Raw genomic sequence first — 25,660 nt, 5'->3', positions numbered from 1 at the left:
AGGGGTGCTGTCGTTGCGGCAAAGCGGAAGGATGGTTCTATGAAGTTTATGTACAGCAAGAAGCGCTTGCTCAGCGTCTTTTTGTCCGTGCTCACGGTGATCACCGTGCTGACCCCGGCGTTTTCTGCCTGGGCTGGCGACGTGATCGGCGTGTACAACATTCAGCTGTTTTATGAAGACGGCAATGCGGTACAAGATACGGACGAGCAGGGCAACGCCTACCATGAGACGATGAAGGAGGGCGACACGCTGCAGCTGAGCTACAAGCTCATTGACTGCGAGATCCCGGACAACGGCTATGTCAAGTGGTACAGCGAGGCGCCCACTTTGGTGGATGTGGACCAAAATGGCTTGGTCAAGGCCTTTGACTCCTCTAAGGGTGCTGTGATCCACAACTGGATTGACAATGAGGTAAAGCCGGTGCCGCTGGTGGGCAAGATCGCTGGCGCCGCGCTGGAAAAAGCCCTGTTCAATGATAAGGTAAATGTGGACACCATGGACACGGACGAGATCATTGCCATGATTGAAAAGACCATGGGCGCGGATTCTGCCCTGGGCAAGATTTTTGAATCCTATTCCGCCAAATGGATCGAGTCCCTGCGCAAATACCTGGACAATATCAATTCCGTTGTTCATGTTACCCTGTATGACGCCAACGGCGAAGTAAAGGCAGACGACAAGCTGGCTGTGACGGTCACGAAGAACGATGCGTTTTATGCCAACTTCCTGCCCAACGGTACCCATATCACCAATAAGTCCCAGATTGAGACCACGGTAGCCAAGGGCACCACCTGCCAGCTGAGCGCCGTGACCACCCCGGTGCGGCTGCACATGGGCGTGGTCTACTCTGTAAAGAGTTCTTCCGTCTTTACCCAGGGCAAGGTGATTGCCACGGTGGATGACAGCGGTTTGGTAACCTTTAAGAACACCGGTACGGTGACCATCGTTGTGTCGCCGGATACGGAAGGATTTATCAACAATCTGTTAAAGCTGGTCAACTATATTTACAAGTTGGACCATACCGGCACCATTGATACCAAAAAACTGGCGGATATTCTGATCAAGTATTTGGGTATCGACATTGACCGCAATGTGCTGGCGGCACTGTTGGACGCTTGCTTTGCCATTAAGGATATTGTGGGCGATTCTGCCGACGCTGTACAGCTGACGGCTACTGCGGTGAAGATCATCGCCAACATTCTGCTTAAATTGAAATATAATGATACCATCACTTTTAACGTTGTAGACGGTGTGCCTTGCACGGACTTTAACATTACCGGTCCGGATACGGTGCAGGAGGGCGCCCAGATTCAAATGGCCATTACGGACGCAAAACCCGTTGCGGCCGATGTTTCGGATATTACCTGGTCCTCCTCGGATGAAAGCGTGGCCTATGTAGATCCCAAAACCGGTATCATCACCGGTCGTGACGCCGGGGGCAACATGGGCACGATTGCAAACAGTCAAAAGTGCACCATCACGGCGACTTCCGCTGCCAATCAGGTGGTGCGAACCAAAGAGCTTACCGTAACCGGCAAAACCGGGCGGGTGCTTAGCGACGCGGTGATTCACGCCCAGCGGGACTGCAATATCGGCGATCAGCAAACGCTGACCTACACGGTGTACCCGGTGCGTGTAAGCAAGGCCAATAATTTGAACATTACCTGGGGGCTGCTGGACGGTACGGACGCAGACGGCAATCCCAAGTATCTGTGGGCAGGCGACGCCTATGATGAAACGGTGACCGACGAGACCACCGGCGAGACCACCACGGTCCACCACGACGGCTCGGTAGAGGACGGGATCGCCAGGCTGGACAAGGACGGTAACTACACGGCGCTGTCCGGCGGTACCGCCACGGTGGTACTGAAAGCCTCCACCGGCTACAAACTGCTGGATGGCAGCTATTACACCATCTCTGAGGTGCAGACCCAGACCACGATTTTCAACGGTCTGCCGGTGTCCGGCATTGATGTGACTGTTGAAAGTGCCGTAAAGAGTGCTGTTTTGGCCAATAGCGTGAAGTTGCAGCAGCAGCAGACGGAGGTGGCCGGTGAAACGCTGGATTTTGCCACCGTTACTGCCAGCACGGTGTACGATGGCTCCGGTGTGCTGGTTAAGGCCAATGTGGACCCGGCAGACGCCACCAATAAGAATGTAAAATGGTATATTGATAATAAGGATCAGTTTGAACTGAAGGACGAGGACAAGACCGCCGGCACCGTAAAGGTGGTGGCTAAGGCTTCTTGCACCAGCGCCTCCAGCGTACATATTTGGTGCGTGTCTGAGGACGGCGATATTCAGTCCGATGTGGTGACCCTTTGCGTGGTGCGTAACGCCGCAGAGACCAATACCATTAACGGTGACGATCTGTCCGTGATCAACGGCAAGACCCTGGATGTGTCTCACACCATGACCTTTAGCGGCTCCACCTCCTCGGCACAGGCCTGCTACGGCGCCAACTGGTATTCCTCCGATGAGGGCGTGCTGACCGTAGCCCCCAAGGGCAACGACAACGGCGACGCGGTGGTTACCGGTGTGGATGTAGGCACCGCTACCCTGTACTGCGTGTCTGCTTCCGGCGGTATTGTGGCGGAGAAGCAGGTGACCGTGTATCCGGACAAGGATTACTTAAAGCAGGTGATTAACATCTGCGAGGACACGGTGATTGAGCGCACCAACGAAAATAAAACATTATATAAGGACTTCAGCCGAAAACTGGACTATGCTTATTATGTCTATTATGATGAGCCTATGGCTGCCCAGGACAGCTGTAATACTTACGCCCGTGAACTGCTGTACGCTTTCTACAAGCTGGGCGGTTATATCGGCTTGACCGGTGTGACCCTTGTAAACAAGGACGGCTCGGACGCCGGCGCGTTCCGCAGCGTGAAGGTGTCTACCTCTAAGCGGTATGACAGCTACTCTGTGGATTTGGACGCCCAGGTGGCACCCAAGACCGCTATGTATCGCACCATCAAGTGGAGCAGCGATAACGACAGTGTAAAGGTAGACGCCAACGGTATTGTGAAGCCCGCAGGTAACAAGGCCTGCCAGGCCAAGATTACCGTTACCGCCACCGACTATATGGATAATGTATACACCGATAGCATGTATGTGGCCTTTGCCAACGATCCGGTTACCGGCGTTAAGCTGGACACCACGGAGATCGTCGGCGGCAAGGTAGGCGAAAGCCAGACCTTAAAGGCAACGGTGGAGCCCACCGGCTTTGGCATCGTGGGCAAGGCCTCTGTGGCAGATGTGATTTGGTCCACCTCTGACCCGGAGATTGCCACTGTGGATCAGAGCGGCGTGGTTTCCTTTAAGAGCGGTGGCGACTGCGTGGTGACTGTGACCACCTGTGACGGCGGCTATACCGCCCAGTGCAAGGTGAATGTGGTGACCAACTATGATGCCCTGCAAGCCCAGATTGATACCTATAAGTCGCTGGAGCTGACAGAAACCAACTATTACCCGGCCACCTGGCAGGCCTTCCAGGATGCCATTGCCGAGTCTCAGGCGCTGATCGACGCCAACGCATCCAGCCAAAAAGAAGTGGATGCCCAGTTGGAAAAGCTGATCGCCGCTTACAAGGGCCTGGAGAAATATACGCATATTAATAATGTAGAGATTTACTTGGACGGCGAGGAGGCCAGCAACTTCTATCAATATGATGTGTCGCTGCTTACCGACGGCGCATACAAGGATGCTAAGCTGGATCTGAATGTACGCCTGTACCCCAACAATGCCAACTATGCGTCCGTTACCTGGACCTCTTCTACCGACAAGATCGTGATTTCTGAAAATGGCGTGGCCTCTCCCGCCAAGAACACCTCCTTTAATGTGTTGAAGAACGAGGGCTACTACGGTAAGATCACCTGTACGGTTACGGATCACTTTGGCCAGTCTTGGACGGACGATGTGTGGGTCTCCTTTGCGTACACACCTGCCACCGGCATTACCATTTCTGAGTCGGCTGTCAGCGGTTCCATTGGGGATACCCATCAGCTGACGGCGACGGTACAGCCATCAGGCACCTTGGGCGTGGGCAAGGCATCCATCTCTGACTTCTATTGGGAGAGCGATAACGAAAATATCGCCACCGTAGACGATAAAGGCTTGGTGACCTTTGTGTCCACCGGCGCCACCACCGTGCGTGCCATTGCCTATGACGGCGGCTACACCGCCACCTGCTCCGTATCCACCGGCGGTGATCGCAGCGCGCTGCAGGCCGCATTGGAGAAGTATAAAGATACGGATTATCAGGACTATGAGTACACCGTAGGCATTACCTTTAAGCAGGCCTATGAGGAAGCCCAGTCCGTGATGAACGACAACACCAAGACCCAGGACGAGATCAACCAGGCCGCACAGGCATTGATAGAGGCCGGTGCTGCGCTGGAAGGTCATCAGGTCATCAAAGCGCAGTCCGTTGATGTAAGCTATGTGGGTTACAGTCGCAACACCGCCATAGGCAGCTATAATCAGCGCACCAGCGGTACGATTGGTGACAACGATGCCTTGTCTATTGACCTGAGCAAGAACGGTTACGCCAATACGCTGCATGAGAACAACAAGCTGGAGCTGAGCGCCGCCGTCGTGCCGGCGGGTGCAGACAGCAATGGCATCAGCTGGACGGTGGACGACAGCAAAAACATCAAAGCCACGCAGACCGATGGCAAGCTGGTGCTGAGTCCCTCCTCTGCCACTGCCAACGGCTGGGCGAAGGTGACGGTGACCACCACAGACCATTACAGCCGCACGCTGAGCCGCAGCTTTACCGTTGTAATGAGCGGCAGTGTGATCAGCGGCGTTAGCCTGGATCAGACCCAGTTGAAGTTGCTGGTGACCCAGAAGCCGGTACAGCTGAATGCAACGCTTGCCGGTTCCTCTAACAGAACCTTTAATGATGTAACCTGGACCTCCTCGAACCCGGCTGTGGCCACGGTAGAGAACGGACTGGTTACGCCGGTGGATGTGGGCGACTGCACCATTACCGTAAAAACCCTGGACGGCGGCTACACCGCCACTTGTGCCGTAACCGTGCGTGCGGACTACTCCGTGCTGGAAGCCAAGTACGCCGAATACCAAATCCTGGTCAATCAGGCAAAGGGCCAGTATATATACACGGAGGATTCCCTGGCTGTGCTGGAGACCGCCTGTGGCCAGGCCAAGGCGATGATTGACAGCGGTTTGTCCACCCAGGCTGAGATAGACGCCCAGGTGGAGCTGCTGGAGAGCGCCCACAACGGTTTGGTGAAGTACATTATCGCCGAGGGCGTGAGCCTGACGGCAGATACAGAGGCCCAGGCCAATGTGACCATTCCCAATCCGGGTCATATCCGCTACCTGCACAATGAACTGAGCTTGAAGAACAAGACCGTTCAGCTGTCTGCTGTAACGGCGCCTGCCGGCGGTCTGTACCAGAGCATTACCTGGTCCAGCTCCAACGACAAGGTCACCGTCAGCGACACCGGGCTGGTGACCAATACAGACAGCGGCAACCAGTGGGCAGAGATCACCTGCACCATCACCACCGTGAAGGGTGACAGCTTTACCGCCACCACCACGGTTTGCTTCACCCGCTATGCGGTGACCGGTGTAAGCATGGACACGGATATGGTCCATGGCTCACCGCAGGATACCGTGACCATTACGCCCACGGTAACCTCCTCTGCCACCATTGCTTCCTTGGCGCTGCGGGACTGCACCTTTACCAGTGATCACCCGGAGATTGCCACGGTAGACAACAGCGGCAAGATCACCTTTGTTTCGCAGGGCAAGGCCACCATTACCGCCACCACGGTGGACGGCGGCTACACCGCCACGGTGATTGCCTATACGACTTATGATTTCTCCGCCTTGCAGCAGGCTATTGCGGATGCCGGTGCGGTGGATTACAAGGATTACGCTTACGATTACGGTATGGCGTTTAAGACCGCTTACGATAAGGCCGTGGCGGTCAATGCGGACTATGAGTCCTCACAGGATGTCATTGACGCTGCCACCTCCGCACTGAAACAGGCCCAGAATGCCCTGGTCGGCCACGAGTTCGTCGGCCCCGGCGAGATTGGCTTTACCAGCGGCGGCGCTGCGGTGACCGAGGGCAAGGCGCTGGTTGTGGATGACAACCAGCAGGTGACCCTGTCTGCTGCCTATGCCGACGGCGCGATGGTGCAGGATCCGTCCTGGACCACGGCGGCAGAAAACAATGTAACCGCTGCTACGGATGCTGCCGGTAACTTGGTGCTTACCAAGACCAACGCAGATGCCTCCGGCAGCGTGAAGGTGACCTACACCTTGAAGGACGCTTACGATCGGACTTATACCAAGACCATCACCGTCAAGCTGGTGAACCAGAAGATCAACATTGACAGCTTCAAGTTCACTTACGACGGCAATGAGGTAGAATCTGTGTCTTACGGCTGCAGCGGTGTGTACACCAACAAGAGCATTCAGCTGGGCGTGAGCACCTATCCTGCAGACGCAGACGCCTATGTGTCCGCTTTGTGGACCTCCAACAATAAGAACCTGGTGGTGGACCAAACCGGTAAGGTTTCTGCCAGCGGCGCCATGTTCGGCACCAAATACACCGCCACCATCACCTGCACCTTGACCCTGGAGGACGGCTCCACTGTGACCAACTCCATTCAGGTGACCTTTAACAGATTTTAACCCGTCAACGAAAGGACTCTAAGTTATGCAACAAAAAACCAAAAAATGGCTCAGTCTGGTGCTGGCCGTCTTGCTGGTGTCCGCTTGTTTTACGGGTACACTCCTTGTACGGGCGGCGCAGGATGTGGCGATTGATGAGAGCCATTTCCCGGACGCCGGCTTCCGTCAAATCGTGGCAGAGAAGTGCGATAAAAACGGCGACGGCATTCTCTCTGATTCTGAGCGCAGCAGCATCACCCGTATGATGCTGCCTGCGTGGCAGGAGGATGTGCTGGGGGAAGGTACCCCCATTGTCAGCCTGGAGGGCATACAGTATTTCTATAATCTGCAAAATCTCTATTGCGCAGACATTGGGCTGACCTCGCTGGATGTGAGTGCCCTGTCCAAGCTGACCCAGCTGACCTGTATGGACAATGCGTTGGGCACGCTGGATCTAAGCAAAAACACGGCGCTGACCCAGATCAACTGTGCTGCCGACCAGCTGACGGAGCTGAAATTACCTGCCGGTGTGCAGCGCCTGCTGTGCGAGAACAACGCGCTTACCGCCTTGGATTTGTCCGGCTGCACAGCGCTGACTTATCTAAAGTGTGCCAACAACCAGCTGGCGACACTGAATTTGGGTGCCAACACAGCGCTTTCCACCCTGATCGTGTCCAATAACCACCTGTCGTCGCTGGATCTGCGCGCCAATACGGCGCTGGCCGCCGTGACCCTGGGCCAGCAGACCATTACGGTGAACGCTACGCAACAGGATAATGTGTTTTATGCCCCGGTGGACGGTTTGGCTGCGGACGGCGTGGTGTACCAGGATACGGAGAAGTATGAGAACGGCAATTTTGTCACCACGGATTATGCGCTGATGCAAAACGGCTTTACTTATGAGTACGCCACCGGTTCGGATCTGGCCGGCGCCATGACGGTAGATGTGACGGTTGTCAAGGACTTTTATCAGGTGCGCTTTTATGGGGACGAAACCAAGAATGTGCTCCTTTCTGCCGTAGCGGTGAACAGTGGCCAAACGGCGGTTGCACCTACGGACTTTGCTTTGCCCCAGTGTAAGGCGCTGGCCGGTTGGAGCGACACGCTGGAGAATATCACGGCGGATAAAGAGGTGTACGCCCTGTACACGGACGATCACCACTACGCAGTTACCGCCTTTAGAACCGATGGCGTGGCCACCATCTCCTGCACCGGCGGCTGTGGGGTAGACACGCGCACGGTCACCTTCCTGGACAGCCTGAATGCCAAGACCGGCAGCGACCGCTATGAGCGGCTGCTGGATGTGAACGGCGACGGGATCATCAACGCCCGGGATTACGTGCTGCTGGATCGCCAGTTCAACGCTGCTAAATAAAGACGGACAAAATAGCAAAAAGAAACGGACCACCCGTATAGGTGGTCCGTTTTTCGTTGTTATAAAATGGGGCAATGTATTTGCGTAAAATATACATTTGTAGGGTGCGATGAGTGAATTGCACGCAGTGCGGGCGGCAGGTTGCCGCCCCTACGGTCAATCGGTTACAAAAGTGCCCTCGTAGGGGCGGATAGTATCCGCCCGCTGTAAGAACCGTCCGTCAATGCCCTTAAATTATATTCCGATAAAATCGAATGGTAAAGGTGGTACCGACGCCTACGGTGCTTTGCACCTCCACGGTGGCGTTCTCCCGGTTCAGCACGGATTTGCTCAGCGCCAGTCCAATGCCAACGCTGTCTGGCCCGGCGTTTTTGCCCTTGTAAAACCGCTCAAAGATATGGGGCAGGTCCTCTTTTTCGATTCCGCAGCCATCGTCGGCGATCACCAGCTGGCAATAGAGGGCGGTCTGGGTGCCGGTTAGGCGCAGGGTGCCGCCGTTGTCCATGTGTTCCAGGCAGTTTTTGACAATATTCTGTACCGCTTCCACCGTCCACAGCCGGTCGCCCAAAAATTGCCCTTGCCGGCAGTCCACGGCCAGCGTCATTTGGCGCAGCTCCGCTTGAATGATAAAGGGCGCCAGCGCCTGCTCCACCACTGCGGCCAGCTCCACCGGCTCCTTGTGCAGCACTGCCGTGCCCGCGTCAAATTTGCTGATTTTCAGCAGAGAGGTGATCATCCACTGCATTTTTTCCAGCTGGGCGGAAATGCCCTTTAGAAATTCCAGCCGCTTTTCGGCGGGTAGATCCTCTTCCAGCAGCAGATCCGTCATCACCGTCATGGAGGTGATGGGAGTCTTTAGCTGGTGCGAGACGTCGGCCAGCGCGTCCGCCAGGTAGGTTTTGTCCTTTTGCATCAGCTCCGCCTGGGTTTGCAGCTTGCGGGCGGTTTTGTAAATGTTATTCTCCAAAAGGGACAGCTCGCCTTCCTGGTTGTTGGCGGGCACCAGCAGCGGCGCCGTGCCGTTGACCAGGGTGGTCAGGTAATCGGATAGCCGCCGAATTTCTCGGGTTTGATTGCGGGTGTACAGGCAGAATATCGCCAGCAGCGCCCCGCAGCTCACCAGGCAGACGATGCCCATGGTGATGCTTTGCCAAAAGCCCACGCCGATAAGCAGGGCGCTGATCACCAGCCCCAGCACCAGCGCGCGGCGAAAATGTTTGTCCTCGCTCATTCGTCCACCTTGTAGCCCATGCCCCGCACGGTCTTAATGATCTGCGGTTCCACCGGGTCATCCTCGATCTTCTCCCGCAGCCGCTTGATGTATACGCTCAGCGTGTTGTCGCTGACAAAGTCGCCGGCCACATCCCAAATGCTCTCCAGCAGCATATTGCGGCTGAGCACCCGGCCACGGTTTTGCAAAAAGGTCAGCAACAGCTTGTATTCCAGGGCGGTTAAAATCACTTCCTGCCCGTTTTTCAGCACTTTGCCCTCTTTCATCCGCACGGTCAGACCGCTTATACGGATTTCCTCGGTGGCAGCGCCCTTGCTGCGGCGCAGCACCGTCTTGATCCGCGCCATCAGCTCCCGCAGGCGAAAGGGCTTGCTGATGTAGTCGTCGGCGCCCAGCTCCAGGCCCATCACCACATTCACTTCATCGTCAAAGGCGGTGAGAAAGATCACCGGTGTATCGTCCTTGGCTTTAATGGCCTTGCACACATCGTAGCCGCTGCCGTCCGGCAGGGTCAAATCCAGCAGGCACAGGTCGAATCGGCCGGCGCCCACCGCCTCCAGCGCCCGGGCCACCGTGGCACAGTGGGTGACCGTGTAGCCCTCACTCTCCAACGAATAACGCAGCCCCTGGGCAATGGCCGGGTCGTCCTCCAGCATTAGAATATTCATACCACACCTCCTTGGCGTTCTCTCTCCATAGTACCACATTCCGCCCCGCCGTGCAATAGGCATAGGTTGCCGTGTGTTCGCAGGCGGAAGATATCCACGCCTACCCTTTGCGCCATACGCAAAATACGGTGTTGTTGAGATAGAATGAGCATTGCACTTTGTGTGTTCCTGTGTTAAAATCAGGATAGTATTGGCGAGTGTTGAACCGATTTGAGGTTGAATGGATGATCAGAGAAGCAAATGTAAACGACTATATCGATATTCACAAAATCTGCTGTCAGGATTTGGGTTATAACTGTAACGCCGATTTGGTCAAGGAAAGATTGAAGAATCTGGATGCAAGCAGAGAAAAGGTTTTTGTTGCCGTAATAGATGGTAAGGTCGTCGGTTATGTTCATGCGGAGCAATACAACACGCTTTATTTTGAAAGCCTGGTCAACATTTTAGGTTTAGCCGTGTCAAAAGCATATCGCAGAAGGGGCTGCGGCAAAGCCCTTATGCGCGCTGTGGAAAATTGGGCAAAGGTATGCGGCATACACGCCGTTCGGCTGAATTCCGGAAAGGCCAGAACAGAGGCGCACAAATTCTATCGTTCCATCGGGTATGACAACGAGAAAGCGCAGATTCGGTTTTTTAAAAATTTAACAAAATAGATGATGGATCAAATGAAGAATAACCGTGTGAAAACAGATTTCATCGTCAAAAAGCAGTTGCTCGAAATTTTTTGGGCAGCTGCTTTTTCATTTGTCGATTTTATAGCGCTGAAACGGCACGCAATCGGATCATGCCGCAATGGGTAAAGAAAAACAGCACTTCCGTGTTGGAAGTGCTGTTGGGATAATCTGTATAAATTATCTCTTGGAGAACTGAGGAGCACGACGGGCCTTTTTCAGACCGGGCTTCTTTCTCTCCTTCATTCTGGGGTCACGGGTCAGGAAGCCGGCCTTCTTCAGTGCAGGACGCAGGCTCTCGTCATACTGCAGCAGGGCGCGGGACAGACCGTGACGGATGGCACCGGCCTGGCCGGTTACGCCGCCGCCGCTTACACGGCAAACGATGTCAAACTTCTCGGTGGTGTCGGTGATGGCCAGAGGCTGACGCACGATCAGCTTCAAGGTCTCCAGACCAAAGTAATCATCAATATCTCTGTCGTTGATGGTGATCTTGCCGGTACCTGCATAAACGCGTACACGAGCAACAGATTCTTTTCTGCGGCCGGTGCCGTAGAAATACGGATTCGTTTCGTACATAATTCAGATACCTCCCTTACTTATTCCAAGCTTCCGGCTTCTGGGCCTCGTGCTTGTGGTCTGCGCCTTTGAAAATGCGGCATCTGGTCAGCTGCTTGCGACCCAGAGTGCTGTCCGGCAGCATACCCTTAATAGCCAGTTCCATGGCGAAGTCGCTCTTCTCGGCCATCAGGGTGCCATACTTGACTTCCTTCAGGTTGCCGATGTAGCCGGTGTGGTGCTGATACAGCTTCTTGTTCAGCTTGTCGCCGGTGAGAACGGCCTTATCGGTGTTGATGATGATGACAAAATCGCCGCAATCCACATGGGGGGCGAAGATCGGCTTATGCTTGCCTCTCAGCAGGGTGGCAGCCTCAGCGGCTACGCGGCCCAGGGGCTTGTCAGCAGCGTCGATCACATACCATTTGCGTTCGATCTCGTCCGCTTTAGGCATAAATGTTGACATAATCGCTAGTCCTCCGTTGTTCAAATTCTCCGCAGAGCGCTTGGCTCTTTCTGCGTGCCGAAATATAATAGCACAGGCGAGGGGCAAAGTCAACATTTTTGGCAAACAAATTTAATATATCCTGTTGTTGCTCGCTTATTCTCTTGTTATCTCGATTATTCTTGCTAAATGCTCATTTTTAATTTATGGAAAAAAGGAGCGAAATGGATTCTTGCGCGGCGCATTTGGCGGTCGGCGCTTTGGCAGCGTGCGCCGTCGGCGCCAGTGCCCCAGCCTATGGTGCGTATACCGATAATATATAGGAAAAACCGCCGGTGCAGTTGAATTCCTACCTTTTTTGTGGTATTATTGCTGCGGTGATGTGAAATGATGATTTCAACAAAGGGTCGTTACGCCCTGCAAGTGATGCTGGATTTGGCCCAGCAATGCCCGGACGCTTATATTTCGCTGCACGATATTAGCCAGCGGCAGGCAGTGAGTATGAAATATTTAGAGGCCATTGTGGCTATGCTAAATAAAGCCGGTATGGTAGAGAGCCGCCGGGGCAAAAGCGGCGGTTACCGCCTGACCCGGGCGCCGGAGGACTATACCGTGGGCGCCATCTTAAAGCTGACGGAGGGCACGCTGGCGCCGGTGGCCTGTATGGACTGTGACAGCGGCTGCACCCGGGTGCACGCCTGTATGACCCGCCCCATGTGGCAGGAACTGGACCGGTTGATTGACGATTTTTTAGAGAGCAGGACCCTTGCCGACCTGCTGACGGAGGATAAAAAGCATGAAGATTAAAGCGATTTTAGAGCAAAAGCCCACCGTATCCTTTGAGGTGTTCCCTCCCAAGCAGTGGGACAAGATTGAGGGCACCAAGGCAGTGGTCAAGGAGATGGTAAAGAGCCACCCGGCCTTTATGAGCGTTACTTACGGTGCTGCGGGTACCACCAGCGGCTTTACAACGGAGATTGCAAGAGAGATCCTGGATGACGGTGTGACCCCACTGGCGCATCTGACCTGCCTGACCTCTACCCGGGATAAAATTCATCAGGTGGTAGCGGAGCTGCAAGAGAACGGCATTGAGAATATTTTGGCCCTGCGGGGAGATATTCCCCGGGACTTTCAGTTCCCGGCAGAGCAGTATTTTGAGCACGCTTACCAATTGGTAAACGAAATTCGCACGCTGGGCGATTTTTGCATTGGTGGCGCCTGCTACCCGGAGGTGCATCCGGAGAGCAAGAACCGGGTGGAGGATCTGGAGCACTTAAAGCAAAAGGTGGACTGCGGCGTGGACTTCCTGACCACCCAAATGTTCTTTGATAATACGGTGTTTTACAATTTCCGGGAGATGTGCGCCATTAAGGGCATTGATGTGCCGCTGATCGCCGGGATCATGCCCATTACCAAGGCCAGCCAGCTGGAGCGAACGGTGAAGCTGTCCGGCTGCTCTCTGCCCACCAAGTTTGTAAAGATCGTGGAGCGCTTCGGCGATCGGGACGACGCCATGCAGCAGGCAGGCATTGTGTACGCTGCCGAGCAGATCATCGACCTGATGGCCAACGGCGTGGATCATATTCATATTTACACCATGAACAAGCCGGATGTGGCCGGTGCCATTGTGCGAGAGTTGGGCAGCATTATTCATGAATAAGACAGAGATTTTACACTATCTGCGTACCGCCTCACGGGTGGATGATCCCCGGTTGCTGGCGTTGATCGACGACTGTATGGCGGAAGTGGACGCTACGGTGCAGCCCCGCACCCTGGAGCGGATCTTTCCCTGCCGGGTGACGGCGGACGCGCTGGAGGTGGAGGGATTTACTCTCAAGAGCCGCCGCCTGGCGCAAACCATTGCCGGGTGCGATCGGGTGTGCATTTTCGGTGCCACTTTGGGCTTTGAGTGCGATCGGCTGCTGCGCACCTACTCGGTGGACGGTATTGCCCGAGGCGCGGTGATGCAGGCAGTGCTGGCCTCTAAGATCGAGGAGGTCTGCGACGGTATAGAGAACCGGCTGCGCGCCCAGGGGCTGACCCTGCGGCAGCGATATTCGCCGGGCTATTTTGATTTGGATATTACCGAGCAACGCAAGATTTTTGCTCTGTTGGATCTGACCAAGCGCATTGGGCTGACCCTTAGTGACACCTGCCAAATGATCCCCACCAAGAGCGTAACGGCCATTATCGGTATTGAACCCCAGGACGGAGGACAAGCGCATGAATAAGATTCGCTTTTTTGACGGCGGCATGGGCACCATGCTCCAGGCAGCCGGTTTGCTTGGCCCCGGTGCGCTGCCGGAGCCGCTGAACCTGACCCACCCGGAGGAGATCGCCGCCATTCATCAGGCGTATGCGGACGCCGGAGCAGAGTTTATCAGCACCAATACCTTTGGCGCCAACGGTCTGAAGTTTGACAATGTAGAGGAACTGGTGCAGGCAGCCACTGCGCTGGTGCGCCGCACCGGAAAGAAAGTTGTGCTGGACATTGGCCCTTTGGGCAAGCTGCTTCAGCCCATGGGGGAGTTGGCGTTTGACGACGCCTACGACCTGTTTGCCCGCACCATTCGTGCCGGTGCCCCCGGTGCGGACTTGGTGCTTATTGAGACCATGAGCGACACGCTGGAGTTGAAGGCGGCGGTACTGGCGGCCAAGGAAAATTGTGACCTGCCGGTATTTACCACCATGATCATGGACGAAAAAGGGCGGCTGCTTACCGGCGCGGATATTGAAACGGCAGTGACCATGCTGGAGGGACTGGGGGTAGACGCCCTGGGCTTTAACTGCTCCATGGGACCGGATCAAATGCTGCCCCTGGTGGCGCAGCTGCGGGAACTGACTTGCCTGCCCATCATCGTGAACCCCAACGCCGGGCTGCCAGAGTCTGTCAACGGCGAGACGGTGTATAATGTGGACCCGGAAGCCTTTGCGGAGAAGATGGAGGCCATTGCCAAGCTGGGGGTCAGCTATTTGGGCGGCTGCTGCGGCACCACCCCGGCGCATATTGCAAAGATGATCCAGCGGGTCAAGGATATTCCTGCAGTGGTGCACACCCCGGCGCCCCGCACGCTGGTGAGCAGCTATTCCCAAACGGTGGAGCTGGGCAAAAAGCCGGTCATTGTAGGCGAGCGGATCAACCCCACCGGCAAAAAGTTGATGAAAGCCGCCCTGCGGGAAAAGGATATTAACTATCTTATCAAAGAGGGTATTGCCCAAAAAGATAAGGGCGCCCATATTTTGGATGTGAATGTAGGCTTGCCGGAGATTGACGAGCCGGCAATGATGCAGCAGGCGCTGTTTGCCCTGCAAGGGGTGCTGGACCTGCCGCTGCAAATCGACACCTCCGATGTGGAGGCTATGGAAGTGGGCCTGCGCCATTATAACGGCAAGGCGATGCTCAATTCTGTGAACGGCAAGCAGGAGAGTATGCACGCCGTCTTTCCGTTGGTGAAGAAGTACGGTGCGGTTGTGGTGTGTTTGTGCCTGGACGAGAGCGGTATTCCCCCTACGGCAGAAGGGCGCATTGCCATTGCCAAGAAGATCATTGCCACCGCTGCGGAATACGGTATCCCTAAGCACCAGCTGGTGTTTGACGCGCTGGTGATGACCGTCAGCACGGACAAACGCAACGCCATTGAGACGCTGAAGGCGGTGCGGGTGCTGCGCCACGAGCTGGGCGTTGCCACCACCCTGGGCGTCAGCAATATTTCCTTTGGTCTGCCCAAGCGGGAGATGATCAATACCGCGTTCTTTACCCTGGCGCTGGAAGCGGGGCTGTCTGCCGGAATTATGAACCCCCTCAGCGACGCCATGATGAACGCCTATTATAGCTACAACGCCCTGGCGGGGCTGGACGACAACTGCCAGGACTATATCGCTTCGGTGACGGAGACGGCAACAGCTACGCCCGCAGGCACCACGGTGGATCTGAAAACCGCCATTATCAAAGGTATGCGCAAGGAGGCGGGCCAGTGCGCTGCCGGGCTGCTGGAAGAGCAGGACAGCTTGCAAATCATCAACGAGCATATTATCCCGGCACTGGATGTGGTGGGCGACGGCTTTGAGAAGAATAAAGTATTTCTGCCCCAGCTGCTGATGAGCGCAGACGCGGCCAAATCTGCTTTTGATGTGATCAAGGAAAAGCTGCGCACCACCGGCCAGCAAAAGAAAAGCCCCCATAAAATTGTGCTTGCTACCGTGCACGGCGATATTCACGATATTGGCAAAAATATCGTGAAGGTGCTGCTGGAGAACTACGGTTTTGATGTGCTGGATCTGGGCAAGGATGTGCCGGAGGAAACGGTGCTCCAGGCGGTGCAGGACAATAACGCCACGCTGGTGGGACTGTCTGCGCTGATGACCACCACTGTGCCGGCCATGGAGCGTACCATTGAGCTGGTGCACAAGAACACCAATGCCAAGGTGATCGTTGGTGGCGCGGTGCTGACCCGCTCTTATGCGGAGATGATTCACGCGGATCATTACGCCAAGGACGCGATGGAGACCGTGCGCTTGGCAAAGGCGCATTTTGGGATTGAATAAAAGGCAAATCTCTCCGTCGGGCAGGGATTGGGGCACCTCCGGTGCAATCCCCCCTGCGGCTGCGCCGCTTCGCCTAACGGGCGCCCGTCCCCTCTGTCGCTGCGCGACATCTCCCCGCACTGCGGGGAGTCACCCTTTGCAAGGGGGGCAAACCGATCAGGCTCCCTTGTAAAGGGAGCTGTCAGCGTAGCTGACTGAGGGATTATTCTTTTATAACTCTCCCCTCAATAAAAAAGACCGATACCGTAAGTGGTATCGGTCTTTTGTTATACGATTTTACGCCTTATCTGCGGGGACGGCGGTCGCGGCGGTCACGATCATGACCGCGGTGGTCGTCTCTGCGGGGACGGCGGGGGGTATCGTCGATCTCGTTCTCCGGGGTCATACCCTCCAGCTCAATGAGTGCATCCCGACGGGACAGGTTAATGCGACCCTGATCGTCAATCTCAATGCACTTAACCACAACGGAGTCGCCAACATTCACGACATCCTCTACATGCTCGGTGCGCTTTACATCCAGGCGGCTGATGTGAACCAGACCCTCTTTGCCCGGTGCAATCTCTACGAATGCGCCGAAGCTCATCAGGCGGGTTACTACACCGTTGTAGAAGGCGCCCACTTCCGGGTCGGTGGCGATCAGCTTCACCACTTCCACAGCGCCGTTGCACTTGTCCATATCTATACCGCTGATGAACACGCGGCCGTCCTCTTCAATGTTGATCTTCACATCGTAGGTGTTCTGGATCTCCTGGATCACCTTGCCGCCCTTGCCGATTACATCGCCGATCTTGTCCGGGTCGATCTGCAGGGTGAGCATCTTGGGTGCGTAGGGAGACAGCTGCTTGCGGGGCTCGCTGATCACCGGCAGCATGATCTCGTCCAGAATATAGTTGCGGGCCTTATGGGTCTTGGCAAAGGCCTCTTTGATGATCTCCGGGGTCAGGCCGTGCACCTTCAGGTCCATCTGAATGGCGGTGATGCCCTTCTTTGTACCGGCAACCTTAAAGTCCATGTCGCCGTAGAAATCTTCCAGACCCTGAATGTCGATCATGGTCATAAAGTCGCCGTACACGCCGTCGTCACCGGTGATCAAGCCGCAGCTGATACCGGCAACCGGTGCCTTAATGGGCACGCCGGCAGCCATCAGAGACAGGGTGGAGCCGCAGATGGAGCCCTGAGAGGTGGAGCCGTTGGAGCTGAGCACCTCAGACACTACGCGGATGGCGTAGGGGAATTCGTCCACAGAGGGCAGAACCGGCAACAGTGCCTTCTCTGCCAGTGCGCCGTGGCCGATCTCGCGGCGGCCCGGGCCTCTGGAGGGCTTGGTTTCACCCACAGAGTAGCTGGGGAAGTTGTAGTGGTGCATATAGCGCTTTTCGGTCTGCTCGTCCAGACCGTCCAGCTGCTGGGCGTCGTTCATGGGGCCAAGGGTGGTCACAGACAGCACCTGAGTTTGGCCTCTGGTGAACATACCGGAGCCGTGGGCTCTGGCCAGCAGGTCAATCTCTGCGTTCAGGGGACGAATTTCGTCAATGCCGCGGCCGTCCACACGCTTGTGCTCGTCTTTCAGCCAAGCACGCACCACATGCTTCTGTACCAGGTACAGGATCTCCTCGATCTTGCCCTCTTCGCCCTCGAAGCGATCATCGAACTTCTCATGTACTGCGTCATAGATGGGGCGCAGGCGCTCGTCGCGCACATTTTTGTCGTCGGTATCCAGAGCCTTCTTCACATCTTCAATGCAGAAGTCCTCGATCTCTTGCAGGATCGCCGGATCCGGGTCGGAGGACTGGAAGCTCTTCTTGGGCTTGCCCACTTCCTCAACAATACCGTTGATGAAGGCAACGATCTTCTTATTCTCCTCATGACCGGCCATAATGGCGTTGAACATGGTGTCGTCGTCGATCTCGTTACCGCCGGCCTCGATCATAGCCACCAGGTCACCGGTGGAAGCCACGGTCAGGTTCAGATCGTTATGGGCGCGCTGCTCCAGAGTGGGGTTGATGACGATCTGGCCGTCTACCAGACCCACATTCACACCGCTGATGGGGCCGTCCCACGGAATGTCGGAGATGGCAATGGCAGCGGACACGCCGATCATGGCGGTGATCTCCGGAGAGCAATCCGGATCCACGCTCATTACGGTAGCCACAACGCTTACATCGTTGCGCATATCCTTGGGGAACAGGGGACGAATGGGGCGGTCAATGCAGCGGGAGGTGAGGATGGCCTTCTCGGAAGGACGAGCCTCACGGCGCTGGAAAGAACCGGGGATCCGACCCACGGAATACATCTTCTCTTCATAATCCACGCTCAGGGGGAAGAAATCCACGCCCTCGCGGGGTTTGGCGCTCATGGTCACGTTACACAGCACGTTGGTGTCGCCGTAGCGGGCCATAATGGACGCACCGGCCAGACCGCACATTTTGCCGGTCTCCAGGGTCAGCTTTCTGCCGGCCAGTTCCGTTTCCCAAACTTTGTAGTTCTTGAAAAACATTTGGTTACCTCTTTCATAAATAATATTTATCATCAAGGAGGCACAATAGTAATAAATTCAAGCCGCCGCACCCGGTGACCTCAATTTACTACTATTAGTAGAACCTCCTTGGAAGATACGATTTTGCCTTGGACAAAAAAGGCAGACGACAGAAGTGCTCCGTCGTCTGCTTGCGCGTTCTTACTTGTCGATGGTATCGCGGATACCCAGCTTCTTCACCAGGCTACGGTATCTCTCTACATCCTTGTTGTAAAGATAAACCAGCAGGTTGCGTCTGTGACCAACCATTTTCAGCAGACCGCGGCGGGAGTGATGATCCTTCTTGTGGGTCTTCAGGTGCTCGGTCAGCTCGTTAATACGAGTGGTCAGCACAGCTACCTGTACCTCGGGAGAACCGGTGTCGCCCTCGTGGGTTGCGTAAGCCTTGATGATTTCTTGCTTCTCAGCTTGTGTCATAATCTTTCACCTCATTACAGTATTTGCCGATTGGCGGAGGACACAGTTACGGGATCGGTGACTCTCCGTAGGAGCTTGCACCCGATACCGTGTGATCCGTACACAGCGAGCCAATTATAGCACAAACCCCCGCCGTTGTAAAGAGATTTTGCAAAATAGTGGGTGCTTGCCAGGGGCATACAAGATATGGTATAAAAGAAACGGAGCAAAGCCGGTTCTTATCTCCCGCAGGGGGAAAGATGACAAAATTGTCACCAAAACTGTCACCGAACTGACACTTTGGCCGGGTATAATGAGGGCAACAAAGCGAAAAGGAGAGCCATTATGGACATTTTGAGAATTGAGCACTTATCCAAAATTTACGGTAAGGGCGATACGGAGGTACGGGCGCTGGACGATGTGTCCTTTACCGTGCCGAAAGGACAGTTTGTGGCTATTATCGGACCGTCCGGCTCCGGCAAAAGCACCCTGCTGCATATTCTGGGCGGTGTGGATACGCCTACGGACGGGCATGTGTATGTGGACGGAACGGATATTACCACCTTGGACGAGACGGCGCTGGCGATCTTTCGCCGCCGCCAAATCGGTCTGATTTATCAGTTTTACAATTTGATTCCCATTTTGACCGTAGAGGAAAATATGACGCTGCCCTTGCTGCTGGATGACAAAAAGGTGGACCGGGCGCACTTTGATTCCTTGGTGCAGGTGCTGGGCTTGCAGCACAGACTGGGGCACCTGCCCTCAGAGCTGTCCGGCGGTCAGCAGCAGCGGGTGTCTATCGGCCGTGCGCTGATGAACAATCCTGCCATTTTGCTGGCGGATGAGCCTACCGGTAATCTGGACAGCAAAAACTCAAAAGAAATTGTGGAGCTGCTGCGTCAGTTCAACAAGGCACTGAACCAAACGGTTATTATTATTACCCATGACGAGCGCATTGCGTTGGACGCAGACCGGGTGATTGCCGTTGAGGACGGCAAAATTGTGAAGGATGAGGTGATCCGCCAGTGAAGATCATCAATAAGTTAACTTGGCGCCACTTATGGGCGAACAAAAAGCGCACCGTCATCACCCTGTTTGGCATTATCATCAGTGTGGCGATGGTGACGGCGGTGTTTACCAGCGTGGAGTCACTGATGAACACCATGGGTGAGATCACCGCCTCTTATGACGGCGCCTGGCATGCCCAGTATAACGAGCTGAAAAGCAAGGATGTGCAGACCCTGGCAAAGCAAAAGAATGTAAAGGCCATCGGTTTGTCTATGGATCTGGGCGAGATCAGCAGTAAGGCAGATTCAAACAGCAGCAAAAGCCGCACCGATGTGCTGGCTTGCAACCAAAATCTTTTTACGATATACAGTATGAAGCCCGCCACCGGCCGCCTGCCGGTAACCGCCCGGGAGCTGCTGGTGACCAAGAGCTTTATCACCCGCAATGACTTAAAGTGGAAAGTGGGCGACACGGTCACTTTGCCCTTTACCACCTATTCCGCCGATCCGCAGGTTGAGCCGGAGACGGCACAGCGCACCTATACCATCTGCGGGATTTTGGAGAATGACAACCAGCTCACCGGCTTTTACAGCGCCTTTTGCGGGCTGGATGATACGGTAACGGACGCCATGGGCACTTACATTGCCCAGGTGCAGTTTGCCCCTTTGGGCAGCAACACGCCAACGGACATAAAGGCTGCCGCCAAAGCCCTGTACGGTGCTGAGGCGGTAAAGGCGAATGACGGCACCCGGTTCTCTACCCACACGGACTACCTGATGTACAGCGGGGTGCAGATGAACAGTGAGATCACCCGGGCGCTGTACGGCTTTATGGCCATTATTTTGCTGATTATCGTATTTGCCTCCGTGTTTATGATCTATGACAGCTTTGCGGTGTCTTACCAGCAGCGGGCACGGTACTTGGGTATGCTGGCCAGCGTAGGCGCTACCCGGGTGCAAAAGCGGGGCAGCGTGTATTTTGAGGGCTTTATTTTAGGCTGTATCGGTATTCCCATCGGTATTCTTTGCGGTATCGGCGGCATTGCCGTTACCCTGCGTGCCCTTAGCGACAGCTTTATGCAGACGGTGACGGTAGCTACCGGCGACAGTGTGCGGCTGCACGCCATTGTGAACTGGAAGATTTTAGTTGGCAGCGTGCTCATCAGCGCCCTAACCATCTTTATCTCTGCCTGGATCCCGGCGCACCGGGCGTCCAAGGTGACCCCCATTGAGGCGCTGCGCCAAACCAACACCGTGAAGGTGAAAAAGGCAAAGAAGCTGAAAACCTCTCGCCTGCGCCAAAAGCTCTTTGGCTTTGAGGATGTGCTGGCGGTAAAGAACTACAAGCGCAACGCCAAGCGCTCCCGCACGGTGGTGTTTGCCCTGGCAGTCAGCGTCATTCTGTTTCTCAGCACCGCCAACTTTACCGGTATGCTCACCAACGCCCTTGACAATGAGTACGACGGTATGAGCTTTGATGTGTACGAGTGCATTTTTAATACCGACGGGCCGTTGACCGCCTCTCAGGTGGAGCAAGTTAATCGGAAGGTCAGCGATGTGCCCGGAATTGAGAGCATGCGTATTTGTGCCGACAATCAGATGATGGTGGACGGCTTGGATAAGCAGCTGACGGCGGAGGCAAAGAAAGCCAATATGGACCGCTCCGTGAATGTGCTGGGTGTGGACAACGACACCTTTGCCGCCTTGGCAAAGGAGGCAGGCATAGCCCCGTCTGTTTGTCAGGATGACAAAATCCCCACGGGTATTTTAATCAACCGGGTGCAAGTGGCAACGGAGAAGAAGCAAAGACTGGTGTTAAACCCCTTGCAAGGCAGCTTGGCAGGTCAAACCCTTACCGGCTCTATGGAGGGCTATGACAGTGAGGGCAACGAGCTGTATGCCAAGTACACGGCAAAGGTGGCTGCCCAGATGAACAAGGAAGCAAGCAATCTTTTAGGCAGCTTTATGCGCCCCACTTTGGTGGTGCCCATGCACAGCTATCTGGTGCATTTTCCGTCTGTTTTGGCAAAGGGCAATACTGTCAGCTATGCCCGGTACTATATCACTGCCCAGGACCATGACGATGTGTATAACCGGGTGTCCGATGTGCTGGATGAGGTACAAAACGGCATCAGCCATACCGGCTATGACGCGGCGGCACAGGCTCAGACCATGCAGGCGCTGAATGTGGTGGTGATGACCTTTGGCTATGGCTTTATTACGCTGATTACCCTGATTTCCGTTATGAACATTATCAATACCATTTCTTCCGGTATGGAGGAGCGGCGTCGAGAGTTCGCTATGATTAAGAGCGTGGGTATGACGCCCCGTTCCTTTAAGAAGTCCATTTATTTGGAGAATATTCGCTACGGCGTTATGGCGCTGGTATGGGGCTTGCCGGTTAGCTTGGGACTGGATTACCTGATGTACAAGATATTGGGCGGCTCCTTTGACTACGGCTATACCTTCCGCTGGTATTATTATCTGGCGGCGGCGCTGGCGGTGTTTGCCGTGATTGCGATTGCACTGCTGTACGCTGTGGATAAAATTAAAAAGGACAACATCATTGAGACCCTGAAGCGGGACGATATTTAAGCAGTATCCTCCATACCCCGCTTTTGGCAGGCGCCCGGTTTTGCCGGGCGCTTTTTCTGCTCTGCGCTTTGCAGCGGGCATGTTGGGGTTTTCCACACAGCAGCCGGCTTTATTTGGGGAAAACGCGGTGGAAAATGTGCAAAATTACAGGCAGCACAACACAATAGGTATAAAGGCGTTTGGTTGTGCAAAAAAAGGAAAGCAGGCAGACAGCGTGCTTTCCTTTTTGCTTTTTTTATGATTTCGGTTTTTGCTTGTGTTCGTTTTTTCGGCAATGGGCGCAGCGGTTACAGCTTTCGCAGCCGGTACAGCCGCAGTTTTTGCGCCGAATCAAGGCGCGGACAGCCAGGAACAGCGCCGTTCCAATGGCTGCCAGCAGCAGAATGTCCCAAATATTCACAGCAGCGCTCCGATCCCGTGGAACACAAAGGCAACCACCCACGCAATCAAACACTGCCACAGCGCCAGTCCGGCAGCCCACTTGCCGCCCAGTTCCCGCCGCACGGAGGCCACCGCCGCCACGCAGGGGGTGTACAGCAGGCTGAATACCAGCAGCGACCCGGCGGACAGCGGCGACAAAATGCTGCCGATAGTGCCGCCGAACAGGACCTCCAGGGTGGAGACGACGCTTTCCTTGGCCATAAAGCCGCTGATCAGGGCGGTGCAAATGCGCCAGTCGCCCAGACCCAGGGGCGCAAACAGCGGAACCAGAATGCCGGATATCCGGGCCAAAATGCTGTCGGCCGAGTCGGAGACCATATTTAGCTGCAGGTCAAAGCTTTGTAGGAACCAAACCACCACCGTGGCAATGAGAATGACGGAGAATGCCCGCTGCAAAAAATCTTTGGCCTTTTCCCACAGCAGTTGACCCACATTTTTTACACTGGGCAGACGGTAGTTGGGCAGCTCCATGACAAAGGGGATGGGCTCGCCGCGAAACAGGGTGTCTTTATAGAGAAAGGCGGCTCCAATGCCTACCAGGATCCCCAGCAGGTACAGCCCGGACATGATCAGCCCGCCCTTGCCCGGGAAAAAGACGCTGACAAAGAAGGAGTAGATGGGCAGTTTGGCGGTACAGCTCATAAAGGGCGTGAGCAGAATGGTCATCTTTCGATCCCGCTCGCTGGTTAAGGTGCGGGTGGCCATGACCGCCGGCACGGTGCAGCCAAAGCCGATGAGCATGGGCACGATGCTCTTGCCGGACAGGCCGATCCTGCGCAGCAGCTTGTCCATTACAAAGGCCACGCGGGCAATATAGCCGCTGTCTTCCATTAAAGACAGGAAGAAAAACAGGGTGACGATGATGGGCAGAAAGCTGAGCACACTGCCCACGCCGGTAAAGATACCGTCGATCACCAGACTGTGGATGACCGGGTTCACATGCAGTTGGGTCAGCGCCGTGTCCGTTAGGGCGGACAGACGGTCGATCCCCAGTTCCAGCAGCTTTTGCAGTCCGCCGCCGATTACATTGAAGGTTAAGTAAAATACCAGTACCATAATGCCGATAAAGCAGGGAATGGCAGTATATCGCCCGGTGAGAATGCGGTCGATCTTTTCGCTTCGAATCCGCTCCTTGCTCTCCTGGGGGCGGATCACCGTCTGTGCACACAGCCGCTCGATAAAGTCAAAGCGCATATCCGCAATGGCGGCGCTGCGGTCCAGCCCGCGCTCCGTTTCCATTTGGCGGACAATGTGCTCCAGCATCTCCTGCTCGTTGCGATCCAGCTGCAACTGCTGCAGGATCAGCGCGTCGCCCTCAATGGCCTTGGTAGCGGCAAAGCGTACCGGCAGCCCGGCGAGCGCAGCGTGGTCCTCAATCAGGTGGATTACGGCGTGAATACACCGGTGCACGGCACCACCGTGGTCGTCTTTGTCGCAAAAGTCCTGCTTCAGCGGCGGCTCCTGCTGTTTGGCCACATGAACGGCATGGCGAATCAGCTCGTCTACGCCCTCGTTCTTGGCGGCGGAGATGGGAATGATCGGCACCCCCAGCATGGCCTCCATGGTGTTTACATCAATAGAGCCGCGGTTGCCCACCAGCTCATCCATCATATTCAGCGCAATGACCATGGGTATTCCCATTTCCAGCAGCTGCATGGACAGATACAGGTTGCGCTCAATGTTGGTGGCGTCAACAATGTTGATGATGGCCGTGGGCTTATCCTGCAGTACAAAGTTGCGGGAGACGATCTCCTCGCTGCTGAAGGGCGACATGGAATAGATGCCCGGCAGGTCCGTAACCTCCGTGTTTGGGTAGCCGCGAATGGCGCCGCTTTTGCGATCCACGGTTACGCCGGGAAAGTTGCCCACATGCTGCTTGGCACCGGTCAGTTGGTTAAACAAGGTGGTCTTGCCGCAGTTTTGGTTGCCCACCAGCGCATAGGTCAGCACGGTACCGTCCGGTAAGGGGTGCTCGTCCGCTTTGCTGTGGAATTTGCCGTTTTCGCCCAGCCCCGGGTGGTCCTGGTCCTTGGCTCGGTCTTTGAATGTGTGACTGCGGCTGCGGCGCCCAATGGGCTGAATGTCGATTTGCTGCGCTTCTGCCAGGCGCAGGGTCAGCTCATAGCCGTGCACCTGTACTTCCATCGGGTCGCCCATGGGCGCCAGCTTGATGACCGTTACCTCTGCTCCGGGGATCATGCCCATATCTAAAAAATGTTGGCGCAGCGCGCCCGCGCCGCCCACGCGGCGGATTACGGCGCTTTTGCCCACTTCCAGTTCTTTCAGCGTCATCGGTCGGTCTCCTTTTCTCCATATATTTCTATCTCTTTACTGTACTGGATTGCCTGGCTGTTAGTCAAGGCTTACCTGTCTGCGGCAGCCAAATTTCTGCCGTGGAAAAGCAAAGAAAAAGCCGCAAGGCCGGGTGGCTTGCAGCTTTTGGCGTCCCGTAGAGGATTTGAACCTCCGGCCTACCGCTTAGGAGAAGTCTCGGAGGGGCTTTTCTTATTCCCTCGAAATCCTCAAAAATCCTTGATT

Annotated in this window: 18 protein-coding genes; 10 read left to right on the top strand and 8 right to left on the bottom strand. The window is 55.3% G+C overall.

The genetic code is table 11. The features are described 5' to 3' along the window. Positions 1-39 precede the first annotated feature (39 nt). Together OGM59_08855 and OGM59_08850 are read left to right on the top strand one after the other, a co-directional pair. Positions 40-6,675 (top strand): Ig-like domain-containing protein, encoded by a 6,636-nt coding sequence (locus tag OGM59_08855; protein ID UYI90796.1) that lies wholly within the window; start codon positions 40-42, stop codon positions 6,673-6,675. 25 nt (positions 6,676-6,700) lie between these two features. Further along, the gene (locus tag OGM59_08850) at positions 6,701-8,029 is read left to right on the top strand and encodes a hypothetical protein (protein UYI90795.1); all 1,329 of its coding nucleotides are present in this window, start codon (positions 6,701-6,703) and stop codon (positions 8,027-8,029) included. 229 nt (positions 8,030-8,258) lie between these two features. Here OGM59_08850 and OGM59_08845 read toward each other — a convergent pair whose 3' ends face one another. Both OGM59_08845 and OGM59_08840 read right to left on the bottom strand, forming a co-directional pair. After that, positions 8,259-9,260, bottom strand: coding sequence for a HAMP domain-containing histidine kinase (locus tag OGM59_08845; GenBank protein ID UYI90794.1), 1,002 nt, complete (start codon positions 9,258-9,260; stop codon positions 8,259-8,261). Continuing rightward, entirely contained in the window at positions 9,257-9,928 is a 672-nt protein-coding gene (locus OGM59_08840) for a response regulator transcription factor (protein UYI90793.1), read from the bottom strand. The genes OGM59_08845 and OGM59_08840 overlap by 4 nt, the downstream gene beginning before the upstream one ends. Before the next feature lie 224 nt (positions 9,929-10,152). Here OGM59_08840 and OGM59_08835 point away from each other — a divergent pair, with 224 nt between their 5' ends. Continuing rightward, positions 10,153-10,581, top strand: a complete 429-nt coding sequence (locus tag OGM59_08835) for a GNAT family N-acetyltransferase (protein UYI90792.1) — start codon at positions 10,153-10,155, stop codon at positions 10,579-10,581. Between the two features lie 198 nt (positions 10,582-10,779). Here OGM59_08835 and rpsI read toward each other — a convergent pair whose 3' ends face one another. Continuing rightward, positions 10,780-11,178, bottom strand: a complete 399-nt coding sequence (gene rpsI, locus OGM59_08830; protein ID UYI90791.1) for a 30S ribosomal protein S9 — start codon at positions 11,176-11,178, stop codon at positions 10,780-10,782. Between the two features lie 16 nt (positions 11,179-11,194). Beyond that, the gene (rplM, locus tag OGM59_08825; protein UYI90790.1) at positions 11,195-11,623 is read right to left on the bottom strand and encodes a 50S ribosomal protein L13; all 429 of its coding nucleotides are present in this window, start codon (positions 11,621-11,623) and stop codon (positions 11,195-11,197) included. Positions 11,624-11,989: 366 nt separating this feature from the next. Between rplM and OGM59_08820 the strand changes: the two genes are divergently transcribed. The 4 genes from OGM59_08820 to OGM59_08805 are packed head-to-tail and all read left to right on the top strand — an operon-like array spanning position 11,990 to position 16,147. Further along, the gene (locus tag OGM59_08820) at positions 11,990-12,409 is read left to right on the top strand and encodes an Rrf2 family transcriptional regulator (protein ID UYI90789.1); all 420 of its coding nucleotides are present in this window, start codon (positions 11,990-11,992) and stop codon (positions 12,407-12,409) included. After that, entirely contained in the window at positions 12,399-13,262 is an 864-nt protein-coding gene (gene metF / locus OGM59_08815) for a methylenetetrahydrofolate reductase [NAD(P)H] (protein UYI90788.1), read from the top strand. The genes OGM59_08820 and metF overlap by 11 nt, the downstream gene beginning before the upstream one ends. Continuing rightward, entirely contained in the window at positions 13,255-13,833 is a 579-nt protein-coding gene (locus OGM59_08810) for a Vitamin B12 dependent methionine synthase activation subunit (GenBank protein ID UYI90787.1), read from the top strand. Before metF ends, OGM59_08810 begins: the two co-directional genes overlap by 8 nt. Further along, positions 13,826-16,147, top strand: a complete 2,322-nt coding sequence (locus tag OGM59_08805; GenBank protein UYI90786.1) for a homocysteine S-methyltransferase family protein — start codon at positions 13,826-13,828, stop codon at positions 16,145-16,147. Before OGM59_08810 ends, OGM59_08805 begins: the two co-directional genes overlap by 8 nt. 283 nt (positions 16,148-16,430) lie before the next feature. Here the strand turns inward: OGM59_08805 and OGM59_08800 are convergent, their stop codons facing one another. Together OGM59_08800 and rpsO are read right to left on the bottom strand one after the other, a co-directional pair. After that, positions 16,431-18,644 (bottom strand): polyribonucleotide nucleotidyltransferase, encoded by a 2,214-nt coding sequence (locus OGM59_08800; protein ID UYI90785.1) that lies wholly within the window; start codon positions 18,642-18,644, stop codon positions 16,431-16,433. 180 nt (positions 18,645-18,824) lie between these two features. Continuing rightward, a complete protein-coding gene (gene rpsO / locus OGM59_08795) occupies positions 18,825-19,100 on the bottom strand; it encodes a 30S ribosomal protein S15 (GenBank protein ID UYI90784.1) in 276 nt (91 codons plus the stop codon). A 324-nt stretch (positions 19,101-19,424) separates the two neighbouring features. On the opposite strand from rpsO, the gene OGM59_08790 reads away from it, so the two are divergent. The 3 genes from OGM59_08790 to OGM59_08780 are packed head-to-tail and all read left to right on the top strand — an operon-like array spanning position 19,425 to position 22,922. Further along, a complete protein-coding gene (locus OGM59_08790; protein ID UYI90783.1) occupies positions 19,425-20,108 on the top strand; it encodes an ABC transporter ATP-binding protein in 684 nt (227 codons plus the stop codon). Then, on the top strand, positions 20,105-22,681 hold the full coding sequence (locus tag OGM59_08785) for an ABC transporter permease (GenBank protein UYI90782.1): 2,577 nt from the start codon (positions 20,105-20,107) through the stop codon (positions 22,679-22,681). The genes OGM59_08790 and OGM59_08785 overlap by 4 nt, the downstream gene beginning before the upstream one ends. A 40-nt stretch (positions 22,682-22,721) precedes the next feature. Continuing rightward, positions 22,722-22,922, top strand: a complete 201-nt coding sequence (locus OGM59_08780) for a hypothetical protein (GenBank protein ID UYI90781.1) — start codon at positions 22,722-22,724, stop codon at positions 22,920-22,922. Here the strand turns inward: OGM59_08780 and OGM59_08775 are convergent. Then, complete coding sequence (locus OGM59_08775) at positions 22,917-23,081, bottom strand: hypothetical protein (GenBank protein UYI90780.1); 165 nt, start codon at positions 23,079-23,081, stop codon at positions 22,917-22,919. The two genes, OGM59_08780 and OGM59_08775, sit on opposite strands and share 6 nt — an antisense overlap. Beyond that, positions 23,078-25,414: a ferrous iron transport protein B gene (gene feoB, locus OGM59_08770; protein ID UYI90779.1), complete on the bottom strand. Its 2,337-nt coding sequence runs from the start codon at positions 25,412-25,414 to the stop codon at positions 23,078-23,080. Before feoB ends, OGM59_08775 begins: the two co-directional genes overlap by 4 nt. Positions 25,415-25,660 lie beyond the last annotated feature (246 nt).

It is taken from the genome of Oscillospiraceae bacterium, assembly GCA_025757685.1.
In the GTDB taxonomy this organism is placed as follows: domain Bacteria; phylum Bacillota; class Clostridia; order Oscillospirales; family Acutalibacteraceae; genus CAG-217.
Note: the sequence above shows the minus strand (reverse complement) of the source record. Positions and strands in the feature narration are given on the sequence as shown.

Bases quoted from the DNA above. Each gene is read 5' to 3' on its own strand.
- OGM59_08855 (UYI90796.1), top strand. From the start codon at position 40: ATGAAGTTTATGTACAGCAAGAAGCGCTTGCTCAGCGTCTTTTTGTCC.
- OGM59_08850 (UYI90795.1), top strand. From the start codon at position 6,701: ATGCAACAAAAAACCAAAAAATGGCTCAGTCTGGTGCTGGCCGTCTTG.
- OGM59_08845 (UYI90794.1), bottom strand. From the start codon at position 9,260: ATGAGCGAGGACAAACATTTTCGCCGCGCGCTGGTGCTGGGGCTGGTG.
- OGM59_08840 (UYI90793.1), bottom strand. From the start codon at position 9,928: ATGAATATTCTAATGCTGGAGGACGACCCGGCCATTGCCCAGGGGCTG.
- OGM59_08835 (UYI90792.1), top strand. From the start codon at position 10,153: ATGATCAGAGAAGCAAATGTAAACGACTATATCGATATTCACAAAATC.
- rpsI (UYI90791.1), bottom strand. From the start codon at position 11,178: ATGTACGAAACGAATCCGTATTTCTACGGCACCGGCCGCAGAAAAGAA.
- rplM (UYI90790.1), bottom strand. From the start codon at position 11,623: ATGTCAACATTTATGCCTAAAGCGGACGAGATCGAACGCAAATGGTAT.
- OGM59_08820 (UYI90789.1), top strand. From the start codon at position 11,990: ATGATGATTTCAACAAAGGGTCGTTACGCCCTGCAAGTGATGCTGGAT.
- metF (UYI90788.1), top strand. From the start codon at position 12,399: ATGAAGATTAAAGCGATTTTAGAGCAAAAGCCCACCGTATCCTTTGAG.
- OGM59_08810 (UYI90787.1), top strand. From the start codon at position 13,255: ATGAATAAGACAGAGATTTTACACTATCTGCGTACCGCCTCACGGGTG.
- OGM59_08805 (UYI90786.1), top strand. From the start codon at position 13,826: ATGAATAAGATTCGCTTTTTTGACGGCGGCATGGGCACCATGCTCCAG.
- OGM59_08800 (UYI90785.1), bottom strand. From the start codon at position 18,644: ATGTTTTTCAAGAACTACAAAGTTTGGGAAACGGAACTGGCCGGCAGA.
- rpsO (UYI90784.1), bottom strand. From the start codon at position 19,100: ATGACACAAGCTGAGAAGCAAGAAATCATCAAGGCTTACGCAACCCAC.
- OGM59_08790 (UYI90783.1), top strand. From the start codon at position 19,425: ATGGACATTTTGAGAATTGAGCACTTATCCAAAATTTACGGTAAGGGC.
- feoB (UYI90779.1), bottom strand. From the start codon at position 25,414: ATGACGCTGAAAGAACTGGAAGTGGGCAAAAGCGCCGTAATCCGCCGC.